The sequence below is a fragment of the Enterobacter vonholyi genome, assembly GCF_040834095.1.
Lineage (GTDB): Bacteria > Pseudomonadota > Gammaproteobacteria > Enterobacterales > Enterobacteriaceae > Enterobacter > Enterobacter vonholyi.
Window position 1 is genome coordinate 2,779,209 of record NZ_CP162152.1, and the last position, 14,973, is coordinate 2,794,181.

At 55.6% G+C, this 14,973-nt stretch carries 10 protein-coding genes; 6 read left to right on the plus strand and 4 right to left on the minus strand.

Annotated features, from left to right (window positions below):
- The first annotated feature begins 247 nt into the window (after positions 1 to 247).
- Positions 248 to 1,354 (plus strand): porin OmpC, encoded by a 1,107-nt coding sequence (gene ompC, locus AB3N39_RS13160; protein WP_252093204.1) that lies wholly within the window; start codon positions 248 to 250, stop codon positions 1,352 to 1,354.
- A 53-nt stretch (positions 1,355 to 1,407) separates the two neighbouring features.
- Here the strand turns inward: ompC and AB3N39_RS13165 are convergent, their stop codons facing one another.
- Positions 1,408 to 2,271 (minus strand): N-acetylmuramic acid 6-phosphate etherase, encoded by an 864-nt coding sequence (locus tag AB3N39_RS13165; RefSeq protein ID WP_288459699.1) that lies wholly within the window; start codon positions 2,269 to 2,271, stop codon positions 1,408 to 1,410.
- Positions 2,272 to 2,435: 164 nt separating this feature from the next.
- Here AB3N39_RS13165 and AB3N39_RS13170 point away from each other — a divergent pair, with 164 nt between their 5' ends.
- Complete coding sequence (locus AB3N39_RS13170) at positions 2,436 to 4,052, plus strand: sensor histidine kinase (protein ID WP_136195813.1); 1,617 nt, start codon at positions 2,436 to 2,438, stop codon at positions 4,050 to 4,052.
- On the plus strand, positions 4,049 to 4,768 hold the full coding sequence (gene dcuR / locus AB3N39_RS13175; protein WP_045908149.1) for a two-component system response regulator DcuR: 720 nt from the start codon (positions 4,049 to 4,051) through the stop codon (positions 4,766 to 4,768). Before AB3N39_RS13170 ends, dcuR begins: the two co-directional genes overlap by 4 nt.
- Here dcuR and AB3N39_RS13180 read toward each other — a convergent pair.
- Positions 4,749 to 5,711, minus strand: coding sequence for an FAD:protein FMN transferase (locus tag AB3N39_RS13180; RefSeq protein WP_136195814.1), 963 nt, complete (start codon positions 5,709 to 5,711; stop codon positions 4,749 to 4,751). The genes dcuR and AB3N39_RS13180 overlap by 20 nt on opposite strands.
- A 95-nt stretch (positions 5,712 to 5,806) precedes the next feature.
- On the minus strand, positions 5,807 to 8,587 hold the full coding sequence (locus AB3N39_RS13185; protein ID WP_367896779.1) for a flavocytochrome c: 2,781 nt from the start codon (positions 8,585 to 8,587) through the stop codon (positions 5,807 to 5,809).
- A 609-nt stretch (positions 8,588 to 9,196) separates the two neighbouring features.
- On the opposite strand from AB3N39_RS13185, the gene AB3N39_RS13190 reads away from it, so the two are divergent.
- Together AB3N39_RS13190 and fumA are read left to right on the plus strand one after the other, a co-directional pair.
- On the plus strand, positions 9,197 to 10,705 hold the full coding sequence (locus AB3N39_RS13190) for an anion permease (protein ID WP_023325580.1): 1,509 nt from the start codon (positions 9,197 to 9,199) through the stop codon (positions 10,703 to 10,705).
- 56 nt (positions 10,706 to 10,761) lie between these two features.
- Entirely contained in the window at positions 10,762 to 12,411 is a 1,650-nt protein-coding gene (fumA, locus tag AB3N39_RS13195) for a class I fumarate hydratase FumA (RefSeq protein ID WP_325813635.1), read from the plus strand.
- Here fumA and AB3N39_RS13200 read toward each other — a convergent pair.
- The gene (locus AB3N39_RS13200) at positions 12,400 to 13,293 is read right to left on the minus strand and encodes a LysR family transcriptional regulator (protein WP_136195817.1); all 894 of its coding nucleotides are present in this window, start codon (positions 13,291 to 13,293) and stop codon (positions 12,400 to 12,402) included. The two genes, fumA and AB3N39_RS13200, sit on opposite strands and share 12 nt — an antisense overlap.
- A gap of 105 nt (positions 13,294 to 13,398) precedes the next feature.
- Here AB3N39_RS13200 and AB3N39_RS13205 point away from each other — a divergent pair, with 105 nt between their 5' ends.
- Positions 13,399 to 14,697: a serine hydrolase gene (locus tag AB3N39_RS13205; RefSeq protein WP_136195818.1), complete on the plus strand. Its 1,299-nt coding sequence runs from the start codon at positions 13,399 to 13,401 to the stop codon at positions 14,695 to 14,697.
- Positions 14,698 to 14,973 lie beyond the last annotated feature (276 nt).

Sequence of the window (14,973 nt, forward strand, 5' to 3'; positions counted from 1 at the left end):
CACAGGCAAATTAAACCAATTAAAAAATAGAAGCTCGAAATACTTAATAATAATTACACCCTACAAATTCAAGCAACTAATTCACGGGAAAAACAAAGAGAGCAAATGAAATATTTTGCAATATTTAAAAGGTTTTAATTACATTTGTTTTTAGAACTAAATAACACATCCTGGAATAGTATCCACCCTGTAATTGCGGAGAGTGATTACATATATTCATATAAATTATCTTTCAAGGGAATATATAATGAAAAGAAAAGTTTTGGCAATTATTGCACCTGCATTATTAATTGCAGGCATAGCAAATGCGGCTGAAGTTTACAACAGCAATGGCAATAAACTCGACCTGTACGGTAAAGTAGATGGTCTGCATTATTTCTCTGACGACACGGGTTCAGATGGCGACGTAAGCTACGTTCGTCTGGGCTTCAAAGGCGAAACGCAGATCAACGACCTGCTGAGCGGCTATGGCCAGTGGGAATATAATATTCAGGCTAACAAAACAGAGAACTCAGGCAATCAGTCATGGACACGCCTTGGCTTCGCTGGTCTGAAATTTGGTGAATACGGTTCATTCGACTACGGTCGTAACTACGGCGTGGTTTACGATGTTGAAGGCTGGACCGATATGCTGCCTGAGTTCGGCGGAGATTCCTATACCTATACCGATAACTTTATGACCGGCCGTACAAACGGTGTTGCAACCTACCGTAATAATGATTTCTTTGGTCTGGCTCAGGGCCTGGATTTCGCTATTCAGTATCAAGGCAATAACGAAAGCGCCTCTAACGATCAGGAAGGTACTAACAATGGTCGTGATATCCGCAAAGAAAACGGAGACGGTTGGGGTATTTCAACTTCCTACGATTTCGGTATGGGATTCAACGCCGCCGCTGCATATGCTTCATCTGACCGTACCAACGACCAGGTTACCAAAACAACAGCCGGTGGTGACAAGGCTGACGTCTGGACTGTTGGCTTGAAATACGATGCCAACGATATCTATCTGGCAACCATGTATGCAGAAACCCGCAATATGACGCCTTACGGTGACTTCGGCGTTGCTAATAAAACTCAGAACTTTGAAGTGACAGCACAGTATCAGTTTGATTTCGGCCTGCGCCCTGCGATCTCTTTCCTGATGTCTAAAGGTAAGGATCTGAATTCCTTCTACGGAAGTGATAAAGATCTGGTGAAATATGCTGACGTGGGTGCGACCTATTATTTCAACAAAAATATGTCCACCTATGTTGACTACAAAATCAACCTGCTGGATGAAGATGACGATTTCTACAACGCGAATGGCATCAGCACCGATGACATCGTAGCAGTCGGTCTTGTTTATCAGTTCTAATCCCCAAAATACCAAAGGCCGCAATTGCGGCCTTTTTTATTTCTTCATTTTTATTATGGCGCTTCCTGCAGCGCCACCCGAATAAACCCGTTATTCTGCGCCAGCAGTTCATGGGCCTTCCACGCATCCAGCCCTGTGAGCACCATCAATACCGCCGTTTTACAGTGATGGTTACAGCTCTCCAGCGCGGCTTTAGCCTCCGCCCGGGAGCATCCCCCCGCTTCCATCACAATGGCGATTTGGCGTTCGGCCCATTTGGTGTTGCTTGCCTCAAGATCCACGCGCAGGTTGCTGTAAACCCGTCCGGTCCGAACGGCCAGCCCTGTAGCGATCATTGAGAGGATCATTTTCTGCGCAATCCCCGCTTTGGTGTTGATATAGCCTGCGACGACATCGGCACCCAGATCCGGAGCGATAACCATGCTCGCCAGATGCGCGGCTTCACTTTGCGCATCGCCGGTAATGATGGCCACCGGCGAACCCAGCGACCACGCATGGCGCATTGCCCCCCAGACCCACGGCGTTTTTCCGCTGACGGTCACGGCCAGCATCATATCGTGTTCACCAAACTTAATGGCCTGCAGATCGGCAACGCCGCGCTCGTAGCTCCCTTCCCCTTCTTGTGCCGTAACGGCAATCACCGGGGTTTTGCCCGGCGCATACTCATCGGTAACCTGTTGCGCAACGCGCCCAGACGCCCCCGCGCCAACGATGACCAGGCGACCGCCGTGGCTGAGCGCCGCGGCGGCGTTGTCCACCACGCGTGCAATAGTGTCTAAACAGGGGGTAATAGCAGCAGAAATGAGTGCATCATCCTGGTGAATGACTTTCAGCATGTCCAGCGTGGACAATCTATCAATATTCATCGTGCTGGCGTGCCGTCTTTCCCTGACCGAACCGGTAAGCATAACGCTCATAAACAGCCTCCTTATTATGAGTACCCATACACTATAAAGTGTTTTATATAGATGACCTGCGAGGAGGGTCACGAAAAGAGGACCAAATCCACGCCTTTACATGGCTTTAAGAAAAGCGCGTCATCGGCGATAATTACCCCTTTCTTAATCATCGCGGAGTGTTGATGAGCGATTTGCAGCCTTTCCTTCCGACGCGCAAGCGCCCCATGAAACTCAATACGCTGGTCACGCTGATGGTGTGCGCGATTATTGCCTCTGTGCTGCTGGTGGTCTTTGCGCTCTACTCCGTACAAATCACTCGGGCGACCCGCGATGATGTTAAAGACACTGCGCTCGGCATTGCCCGCACCCTCGCCGACAGCCCCGAGATACAGCGCGGCCTGATGCAGGCACCGCAGGAGAATATTATTCAGCCCATCGCCCAGGCGGTGACGAAGCGAAACGATCTGCTGTTCACCGTGGTCACCGATATGCGCGGGATCCGCTATTCACACCCGAACGAGGCGCTGCTGGGGCTGCATTTTATCGGCGATGATTTAACCCCTGCGCTGGAAGGCAAAGAGAACGTATCGGTTAACCGGGGCGCGCTCGCCGAAGCGCTGCGCGTTTTTACGCCCGTCTACGACGGCCAGCACGAGCAGATAGGCGTGGTGGTGGTCGGTATCTCCCTGAATAAGGTTGAAGAGCAGATTGCCCGCGGGCGGCTAAACGCCGTCTGGACCATTTTATTCAGTATTTTTATGAGTTCGATGGCAATTTGGGGTCTGGTGCGGGTACTTAAACGCATCCTGTTCGGGCTCGAACCTTACGAAATTTCCGCCCTGTTCGAACAGCGCCAGGCGATGCTGCAGTCGCTTCGCGAAGGGGTTCTGGCCGTCGATATTCACGGGCGAGTGACGATGATCAACCAGACCGCCAGAGAAATATTGCTTCTCCCCTCCGGCAAGCAGACCGAAAACGCCAGCGCGCCCCTGCTGGCCAGCCTGCGTGACGTCTCGAAGACGGGCGTCGCGCGCCAGGATCAGGAGATCAGCTGCAACGGTAGGCTATTGCTGTGCAACATGGTCCCCGTGAAAAGTCAGGATCGGGTGATCGGCGCCATCACCACCTTTCGTGATAAAACGGAAATCAGCCAGCTGATGCAGCGTCTGGACGGCATGGTTAACTACGTCGATGCCCTGCGCGCCCACACCCACGAGTTTATGAATAAACTGCATGTGATACTCGGCCTGCTGAATATTAAGCGCTACGACAAGCTGGAAGAGTACATTCTCCAGACGGCACATCATTACCAGACGGATATCGGTACGATACAGAGCAAGGTAAAATCCCCGGTGGTTGCCGGGTTCCTGCTGGGTAAAATCAACCGGGCGAAAGAAGCGGGCATCACCCTGACGCTGGCGGATGAAAGCCAGATACCGGATACCGCAAGTGAAGAGCAGGTCGCGGTGCTGATCACCGCGCTGGGCAACCTCATTGAAAACGCGCTCGACGCGATGGAAGGACAGCAGGAGGGCGAGATCGGCCTGCTGCTGCATTATCAGAACGGCTGGCTCAGCTGTGAAGTCAGCGACGATGGCCCCGGCATTGATCCCACTCAGCTGGAGTCTATTTTTACAAAGGGCTTCTCAACAAAAGGTGAAAACCGCGGCGTTGGGCTGTTCCTTGCTCGCCAGCAGATTCAGAACCTTGGCGGCGATATCTCCGTCGAGTCTGAGCCCGGCGTATTTACCCAATTTTTTGTTCACATCCCCTGGGATAGCGAGAGGAAAATCGCGTGATAAATGTGTTAATTGTCGATGATGACGCCATGGTGGCCGACCTCAACCGTCTGTACGTCAACCGCGTTGAAGGCTTTACCTGCTGTGGCGTCGCCTCCACGCTAAACCAGGCCGAGGCCATCATTAATGACCCCAGCCATCCTGTCGATCTGGTGCTGCTGGATGTCTATATGCAGCAGGATAACGGGCTGGATCTGCTGCCCGTCATTCGCGCATCCGGCCGCCCAATCGACGTGATCATGATCACCTCGGCCGCCGACGCCGCCACGATCCAGACCTCCATTCACTACGGCGTGGTGGATTATTTGATCAAGCCGTTCCAGTTCCCGCGCTTTGAAGAGGCGCTGAACGGCTGGAAGGCAAAGCATAGCCTGATGGGGTCGCATCAGTATTACGAGCAGGCGGACGTCGACCGGCTGATCCACGGCGGGGCACCGGAACTGGCGGACAGCAAAAAGCTGCCGAAAGGGTTAACGCCGCAAACGCTGCGCACGATTTGCCAGTGGATTGACGCACACCCGGAGACGGAGTTTTCTACCGACGATCTGGCAAACGCGGTCAATATTTCCCGCGTGTCCTGCCGCAAATATCTGATCTGGCTGGCGCAAATCAATATTCTGTTCACCAGCATTCACTACGGCGCCACCGGGCGTCCGGTGTATCGCTACCGCCTCCAGCCGGAGCAAACGGGCCTGCTCAAGCAATACTGTCAGTAACGCGGTAGGTATCATCCAGCAGGGTAAAGCGGAAGTGGTGTGCTGAAGAGAACACCACTTCTTTTGTTTTGGTCACAAAGATCGCTTCTATGTCGGGACGCGCGCGCAGCGCAGCGCGGCCCTTCTCCACGCCCATGCCGTACATCAGCGTGGTCCAGATATCGCCGTCGATGGAATCTTTTGAAATGATGGTCACGCTGTCCAGTTCGTTATCGAGCGGGTAACCGGTGCGCGGATCGAGAATGTGGTGATAGCGTTTGCCGTCTTGTTCAAAGTAGCGCTCGTAAGTTCCCGACGTGACGACGGACAGGTTCTCTACGGTCATAGTGCCGATCAGCGCGTCACCGGCGAACGGTTTTTTCAGCCCAACGCTCCAGCCCCCTTCCGGGGAGCCTAAGGTCTGAATGTTTCCGCCGAGGTTAATCAGCCCCAGTTCCGCGCCCTCTTTATGCAGGTAATCCCGCACCCTGTCGGCGATATAGCCTTTGGCAATCGCCCCCAGATCGATCTCCATCCCCGCCCGGGTCAGAAACACGCTGCTGCTGGCCTCATCAAGGAGGACATCCTCGGGGCGGGTAATCGCCAGCAGCGAGGCGATTTCATCGGCAGGCGGAACGCTGTCCCCCTGAAAGCCAATTTTCCAGCGCTTCACCAGCGGACCGATCGCCAGGTTAAAGGCGCTGTCCTTGAGCAGGCTTGCCGCTTTTGCACAGCGGATCAGATCAAACACCGGCCGACTGACGGTGACCGGATGCTGGCCCGCCGCATGGTTGATGTCCATCACCTGCGAGTGCGCGCGGTTGACGGTGAGCAGGTCTTCATACTGTTTGATCAGGCGAAACACGCGGGACGCGAGGGCTTCGTCATGGGAGAAGAGCTTCAGGAGGATGGGAGACCCCATCAGGACGGCGGAGTAGCTGTAAACGCGATGGCTATCAGGCATGGCAGGAGTCCTCAGCTGTAGCCCCCGGCTGGCACCGCGCCGCCGGGGAAAATGCCGGATAGCGCTGCGCGTATCCGGCCTGGGAAGCAGGTGCCTTACATCTTTTTCGAACGCAGAGCCGCCTGATGTCCTGCAAGGGTACCAAAAATAATGATATCTGCCACTGCGTTACCGCCGATACGGTTAGCGCCGTGGATCCCGCCGACCACTTCACCGGCCGCAAACGCGCCTGGCAGCACGTTGTGGTTGCTATCCAGCACGCAGGTTTCGGTGTTGATGGTCACGCCGCCCATGGTGTGGTGCACGCCCGGCGCAATCTGAATGGCGTAGAATGGCCCTTCATTGATTGGCGCACGCAGCGCGGTGGTACGACCAAAGTCGTCATCGTGCTGTTTTTCAACGAAACCGTTGTAACGTTCCAGGGTCGCCAGGAAAGCGTGGTGATCCATACCGAGCGCTTCCGCCAGGGCTTTAGGCGAGCTGGCGCTGGTCACGAAGCCTTTTGCGATGTACTCATCCGCGGCTTTGTTTTTGGCACGTACGTGCTCGTCAAAGACGATGTATGCGTATTTCTCCGGCAGCGCGATGATTGACGCCGAGACCTTATCGCGGGTCGACATTTCGTTGTAGAAGCGCTCCCCTTTCTGATTGACCAGAATCGCCCCGCCGCCGCGAATGGATTCGGAAATCAGGTACGAGGTGTTTTGCTCAACGGTTGGGTGAATTTGAATTTCGCCCATATCCACGGTACCCGCCCCGATGCGCTCCAGCAGCGCGATACCGCCGCCGGTTGCCCCTTTGTGGTTGGTGGTGACGAACCCTTCCAGATCCGGACGGTATTTCACGACCATCTGGCTGTTGGCGCTGAAGCCGCCTGTGGCGACAATCACACTTTTCGCTGCCACGGTGACAGTTTCATTCTCTTCGGTGGTCAGGCGCACGCCGGTGACTTCACCGTTTTCGAAGATAATGTCGCTGACGGAGGTATCCAACATTACCTCGATGTTGCGTTTGTTGACGTTACGCACCAGGCCGCTAATCAGGTAACCGCCCACCGCAGAACCGTCTTTTGGACGGTGAGTACGGTCAATGCTCATCCCGCCGGTGGTGGTGATGTCGTTCAGCATGATGCCGCGGGTTGCCAGCCACTCAATCGCCTGCGGCGCGTTCTCGACGAAGCGGCGCAGCAGTTCCGGGTTGTTCTTGTTGCCGCCGCCTTTCAGGCTTTCCTGGTAGAACAGCTCTTTGCTGTCCTGAATGCCCTTCACGCGCTGGAAGCGGGTTTCGGCAGCGTTCATACCGGCAGAGGCTTTAATGGTGTTCCCGCCGATGGTCGGCATTTTCTCGACGATCAGCACGCTCGCGCCTTCGTCGTGAGCCTGAATCGCCGCCGCCAGCCCGGCGCCGCCGCTGCCGACAACCACCACGTCCACGCTGCGGGTTTCGTTCGGGTCAACGCCCTCTTCCGCGGCCAGCGCTTTGCTGGATTTCAGCATCGCTTTAGAGACCGCTTTCTTCACCGCTTCACTCTGGCTGGTTGCGCCGGTGATGGCATCCACGTGCGGAGTATTAGCATCCAGAATGCGGGTACGGATCTCTTCAAAGCTGGTGACGAACTCAACGTCTTCGCTCGGGCCGGAGGCCAGCTCGATGTCCGCAATGCGGTCGGTTTCCAGGCTGACGTTAATCACCAGTTCGTTAGCGTCATCCTGCACTTTCTCAGCAAAGGTACCCGGTTTGAATTTTGATTCGCCCATGCTCATGTCGCGGATCATCGCTTCCACCAGCGAGAAGCGCCACAGCGGTTCAGGAATGTTCAGCGCCTCGCGCTGGGTGCTGTCCATAAACAGCTCAAGGCTTTCGCCGGCCGCGATGCGGTCTGTCCAGTCCGGATAAGCGATGGTGGCGCGGCCAACGGCAATCAGGTCGTAGCCGTGGTCGAGTGCTTCATTGGCATCGGCGGCATTCACTACGCCGCCCACGCCCATGACCGGAACCTGCGCCAGCGTTTCAGAACGCATCGCGCAGTATTTTTCGATAAGCGGCGTCGGGTCCTGGGTGTCGACAATGGAAGGACGCAGGGTCGCGCCGACGGAGAAGTGCAGATAGTCCACGCCGCGCGCCGCCAGTTTTTCCAGCAGGTACATGGTGTCTTCAAAGCGAATGCCCGGCACTTCAAGCTCTTCAGGGGAGAAGCGATAGCCAATAATAAAGGCGTCGTCCGCGTACTGGCGCACCATTTTGTGGGTGATGTCCAGAACCGCCAGCGGGAACTTCGCGCGGTTATCGCGGCTGCCGCCCCACTCGTCGTCACGCTGGTTAGAGTTTGGCGAATAGAACTGCTGAATCAGATAGGTGTTCGCCCCGTGGATTTCCACGCCGTCGAAGCCGGCCTGGATCGCGCGGCGCACCGCTTCACCAAACTTGCCGATCATGCCTTCGACTTCTTCGCCAGTCAGCGCCACTGGCGTTGCTGCGCCCTCACGCGGCGCGGCAACAGCGCTTGGGCCAACCGGCGTACGGCCACCGATCAGTTTCGGGTCAACCATGCGGCCGCCGTGGTAGATCTGCAGCAGGGCCTTTGACCCTTTGGATTTAATCGCCTCCGCGATTTTCGCCAGCCCGGCAATTTTCTCGTCATTATCAATCCCGATCGCGCCCGGGAAGGCGAGGCCGAGATCGTCAACGAAGCAACACTCCACAATGATGGTGCCGATGCTGCCGGAACGAGCACGATAGTACTCCACCAGTTCGCTGGTAACGGTGCCGTCGTAATAGCCGGTACAGGTGGTCATAGGGGCCATTAACAAACGGTTTTTCAGTTCAGTGCCATTCGGTAATGTGAAGGGGCTAAGAATGCGTTCGTTAGTGCTCATAATAGAAACTCCAAACTTTTAAAAAATTAAGAATTCGTTATCGGAGTGATTTTTTTGTTCGTCGTTATTTGCCGATGTCATGATATTAATATAATGATTTTTTTAGTTTCTAAAGTTATTACGTTAGTTAATAAACTATTTAATCCCTGCAATAACACAAATAACACATTGGTGTTAGCGAATGTAATTTAGTCATTCACAATAATTTAAAATTCGTTAAATAAAAATTGGTAAAACCAATTTCTATACCACATACAAAACCATAAAAAACAATAATATAAAAAAACAAAGAAAGCATAAATGTTACGAAAATGATAAAACAAACCAATAAAACAGGTAATACCCACATACGCCTGAGTGGTTATTAATAAAAGCATAAAAATAACGCTGCAATTCTGTTTTTTTGATCGCGATCAATAGTTATGGCATCCAAAGGCGCAATATAAAAACATCATCAATTTTTAATTTAGCGCATCTACAAAAGCGTTAAATTGCTATTACTGAAAATACAAAATTGCACCTTTAATAACTAAAAAAAGCAAAGAAACTTAAGAAAGTGATTTTGTTTTTCAGTTCGACCGAATCTTTGACAACTTAAGACGTGAAACTATGAATACAAAAACTGCTGTAACGCCCCCTGTGGCGAACCAGGCATCAAATGGAAACGCAAAACGTCTGCTGATGATGGCACTGCCCGTCATCGTCGCCGTACTGCTGCTGTTTGTTCCGGTACCGGAAGGACTGCCTCCTTACGCGTGGCACTACTTCGCAATCTTTGTCGGCGTGATCGTCGGTTTGATCTTCGAACCCCTGCCAGGTGCGGTGATCGGTCTGACCGGCGTGGTCGCCATTGCCCTGTGCAGCCAGTGGGTGCTGTTTAGCCCTGAACAGCTGGCCGATCCGAAATTCAAGCTGGCAGGCGCCTCCTTTAAGTGGGCGGTGAGCGGGTTTGGTAACTCTACCGTCTGGCTGATTTTCGGTGCCTTTATGTTCGCCGCAGGCTATGACAAAACCCGCTTCGGCCGCCGTCTGGCGCTGATTCTGGTGAAATACCTCGGCCGTCGCAGCCTGACGCTCGGTTACGCAATTACGTTTGCTGACCTGCTGCTGGCGCCGTTCACCCCGTCCAACACCGCGCGCAGCGGCGGGACCATCTACCCGATCATCGCTAACCTGCCGCCGCTGTACGGTTCAAAACCTAATGACCCAAGCGCGCGTAAGATTGGTTCGTACCTGATGTGGGTGGCGATCACCGCGGCCTGTATCACAAGTTCAATGTTCCTCTCCGCCCTCGCGCCAAACCTGCTGGCCCTGGCGCTGGTGAAAAGTACGGTTGGGATTGATATCTCCTGGGGCACCTGGTTCCTCGCCTTCCTGCCGCTGGGTATTCTGCTGATTCTGACCATGCCGCTGCTGGCCTACTGGTTCTACCCGCCTGAAGTGAAGGTCAACAACGAAGTGCCGCTGTGGGCGACCCGCGAACTGGAAAAACTCGGCAAACTGTCCCGCAATGAAATTCTGCTGCTGGTGTTCGTGTGCTGCGCGCTGCTGATGTGGATCTTCGCCGCCGCGTGGATTGAACCGGCTATGGCTGCCCTGCTCATCGTCGGCCTGATGCTGTGGACCGGCGTGCTGGAGTGGAACGACATCACCGGTAACAAAGCCGCGTGGAACACCTTCGTCTGGTTCGCCACCCTGGTGGCGCTGGCGGACGGTCTCTCCTCTACCGGCTTTATCAGCTGGCTGGGTAAAGAAGGCGGTCTGCTGATGAGCGGTATCTCTCCGGGCGTGGCGACCATCGTCCTGCTGCTGGCGTTCTACCTGCTGCACTACCTGTTTGCCAGCACCACCGCGCACACTACGGCGCTGCTGCCAGCGATGCTGACCATCGCCTCCACCATCCCGGGCATGAATATGGAAGTGTTTGTTCTGCTGATGGTGACCTCGCTGGGTGTGATGGGGATCATCACCCCGTACGGTACTGGCCCAAGCCCGATCTACTACGGTAGCGGCTACCTGCCAACCAAAGACTACTGGCGCCTCGGCACCATCTTCGGTGCCATCTTCCTGGCGGCCCTCCTGCTGATTGGCTATCCGTGGATGTCCATGATGTTCTGATTCCTGACCGCCGGACTTCTCCTCCGGCGGTTTTATTTTTTGTGGAGCAATACGCTATGTCAAACAAACCGTTTATCTACCAGAACCCCTTCCCTCTTTCGCATGACGACACCGAATACTACCTGCTGACCAAAGAGCACGTCTCCGTTACCGAGTTCGAAGGCCAGGAAATCCTGAAGGTGGAGCCGGAAGCCCTGACCCTGCTGGCGCAGCAGGCCTTCCACGACGCCGCGTTTATGCTGCGTCCTTCCCATCAGAAGCAGGTTGCCGCCATTCTCAACGACCCGGAAGCCAGCCAGAACGACAAATACGTTGCCCTGCAGTTCCTGCGTAACTCTGAGATCGCGGCCAAAGGCGTGCTGCCGACCTGCCAGGATACCGGCACCGCGATCGTCATGGGTAAAAAAGGCCAGCGCGTCTGGACCGGCGGCGGTGACGAAGCGGCCCTTAGCCAGGGCGTGTATAACACCTACATTGATGACAACCTGCGCTACTCGCAGAATGCGGCGCTGGATATGTATAAAGAGGTGAACACCGGCACCAACCTGCCGGCGCAGATTGACCTCTACAGCGTGGACGGCGACGAATACAAATTCCTGTGCATGGCAAAAGGCGGCGGTTCTGCCAACAAAACCTATCTCTACCAGGAAACCAAAGCGCTGATCACCCCGGCTAAGCTGAAAAACTACCTGGTTGAGAAGATGCGTACCCTGGGGACAGCAGCCTGCCCGCCGTACCATATCGCGTTTGTGATTGGCGGAACCTCGGCGGAAGCCACGCTGAAAACCGTGAAGCTGGCCTCCACGCGCTACTACGACGCGCTGCCAACGGAAGGCAACGAACACGGCCAGGCGTTCCGCGACGTTCAGCTCGAACAGGAGCTGCTCCAGGAAGCACAGAACCTCGGCCTCGGCGCGCAGTTTGGCGGTAAATACTTCGCCCACGACATCCGCGTGATCCGCCTGCCGCGCCACGGCGCGTCCTGCCCGATTGGCATGGGCGTCTCCTGCTCCGCGGACCGCAACATCAAAGCGAAAATCAACCGCGACGGGATCTGGATTGAGAAGCTGGAGCACAACCCAGGCCAGTACATTCCGGAGTCACTGCGCCAGCAGGGCGAAGGCGACGTGGTCAGCATCGATCTGAACAAGCCGATGAACGAGATCCTGGCGCAGCTTTCCGCACACCCGGTCTCTACCCGCCTGTCGCTGAACGGGACCATCATCGTGGCGCGCGACATCGCCCACGCGAAGCTGAAAGAGCTAATCGACAACGGTGAGGAACTGCCGCAGTACGTCAAAGATCACCCGATCTACTACGCGGGCCCGGCCAAAACGCCGGAAGGCTACGCGTCTGGCTCGCTCGGCCCGACCACGGCGGGACGCATGGATTCATATGTGGACCTGCTGCAGTCCCACGGCGCGAGCATGATCATGCTGGCCAAAGGCAACCGCAGCCAGCAGGTGACGGACGCCTGCCATAAGCACGGCGGCTTCTACCTGGGCAGCATCGGCGGCCCGGCGGCGGTGCTGGCGCAAAACAGCATTAAGAGCCTGGAGTGCGTCGCGTATCCTGAGCTGGGAATGGAGGCCATCTGGAAAATTGAAGTCGAGAACTTCCCGGCGTTTATCCTGGTGGATGACAAAGGCAACGATTTCTTCCAGCAGATCCAGAACCAGCAGTGTAAAGGCTGTTCACAGCGCTGAGTGCTTCCATACGTTCGGCAGGAGCGACAGCGTTTCAGCGATCGTGCTGCGCTTGTCGCTCCCCGGCTTCCAGATGGTGACCATCGTCTGACCAATTCCCTGGCTGCCCACTTCGGTGTGCAGCCTTTTTACGTTTTGCCACTGCCCGGCGTGAAAATGCGTCGGTAAGAATCCCCAGCCGCAGCCGCGCTCCAGCAGACCGCGCAGCATCTCCGGCTCATTGGTAAAGAGGGTATGCCCGGAAATCTGCAGGCGGCGCGCCACCGGCTCGTCCGAGGCGGGGTGCATGACGACCTGAGGTACCAGGGAGAGATCGAGCAGCGACAGAGGCGAAGAACGGTCAGCAAACAGCCCGCTGGCGGCATAAAAATCCATATCGATGGCACCCAGGGCACGCCACTCCATATCATTGCCCACGCTGCGGTTGCGTGCCTGACAGATGGCGAGATCCGCGTCATTGTTCGCCAGCAGCCGTTCCGATTCATCCCGCGAGGCGCAAATAAGGCTCAGGCGGATTTTTCGTACCGCCATTTCAGCAATCACCCCATGCAGAAAGGCTCTGGGCGTAAAAGGATCGTAGACCAGCGTCAGGTCCTGCGTGGCACCGTGCGGCACCTCTCTGGCAAACGCCTCAAAGGCTTTGACCTGCCGCATCAGGAGGTGCGCCTGGCGCTGAAGCTGTTCCCCTTCGGGCGTGAGCCGCAGGGTGCGGCCGTCGCGAATAAACAGCGCGTAGCCCAACCCATCCTCAAGAAAATCAACCAGATCGCGAAGCGTCGTTCGGTCCTTCTTCAGCGCCACCGCGGCTTTACTCAGGCTCCCGTTCTCGGCCACGGCGGTAAATGCCTCGAGCTGTGCAAAAGAATAAATCAGTCCTGCCACGCTACGCTCCCTCTGTTTTTTGGGGGATTTTCCCCCGCTACGCGTTTTTTATTATAGCCCCGGGGTTTTTAAACTGAAGCCGTTCCTAACCTGTAAGAGACGGATATGAAAAACACAAAAGTAAACCATGCCCTGCTGGCGGGCCTTATCTTCAGCACCCTGATCTCCCCTGCGGCAGTGGCCGCCTGTAAAGGCACCGACCTCAGCGCTTGCCCTGCCCCCTTCGACACCACCCTGCCTGACACCCATAAGATGCTCACCTGGAGTCAGGCCGATCGCGTGGTGGGCTTTCGCAATGACTACCGCAACTACGCCGGGGACGTTTTCCGCCACGGTAGCGCCGTGCCGCTGGAAATGTCGGACAAGCCGCTCACGGACGCACACTATCAGGTCAACGGCAGGCGCTACGGCCTTAAGGACTACCTCCAGCGGCAGAACGTCAGCGGCATGCTGGTGCTGAAGGACGGCAAAATCGCCTGGAAGTATCTTGGAGAGGGCAATACCGACTCGACGCTCTGGACCTCGCGCTCGGTTGGGAAATCGGTGGTATCGGCGCTGGTGGGCGTAGCCCTCAAAGAGGGAAAGATCCACTCGCTTGACGATCGGATCACGCGGTATGAACCCGATCTGAAAGGCACCGCGTGGGACGGCGTGACGCTCAGACAGCTGATCACCCATACGTCCGGCGTGGCCTGGAACGAGGATTACACCAACCCCCACTCCGACTTTGCACAGCTCACCGAGTGCGAGGCGAAGCCGGGTACCTATGACTGCGTGCGCAAGCTGGTGAAGGGGCTGGGCAGAGCGCATCCGGCCGGAGAGAACTGGTCTTACTCTTCGGGCGGTGCCTGGCTGCTAGGTGACGTGCTGGAGCGGGCCACCGGCATGACGCTCGCAGCCTATCTGGAGAAAAGCATCTGGCAGCCTTACGGCATGGCGAGCGACGGCGTGTGGCATGCCTACAGCAAAGGCCAGCACGACGTCGGCGCGCACGGCTTTAACGCCACGCTGGAGGACTGGGGACGCTTTGGGCAATTTATCCTGAACAACGGTACGCTGCCGAACGGTAAGACCATACTGCCGGAAAACTGGATCAGGCAGTCGTCAGAGTGGACGAAGGCCAAAGGCTCGGTCTCAGACGCCCATCCCGAGGGGCTGTACGGCTATCAGTGGTGGAACAATGAAGTGCCCGCCAACGCCACGGGCGTAGAGCCGACGGCACAGGATTCGCTGAAAGGTTCGCTCTGGGCGCTGGGCATTTTCGGGCAGATGATCGTGGTGAACCCAAAGGAAAATCTGGTCATCGTCCAGTGGTCTATCTGGCCGCAGGCGGAACCGTCCTTCAGCGCCCAGCCGCTGGAAGCCTCTCTGATGTTTAGCGCGATTGCCAGGGCGCTGCGCTAAATTGCATCCGCCGGGTAATGAAGCGGTTACCCGGCTCATTCTGAAACGCGCCTCTGTGCCACATCACAAAATCGCAATATCAGAGACTTACAGAATATTGGTGAATAAAAAGCCAACGGCTTGTTAAGTTATTGTTGCCATTAATTGTATTTATTCGTCGGATTATATTCATGCAAGAAATGCATCAGTCGATGCGGCATTTGCGCTTATCTAATTCCTCATCCTGATCCAGTTTTCAGAAACAGACGCGTAAAACGTCAACAATAAAACTGGAGA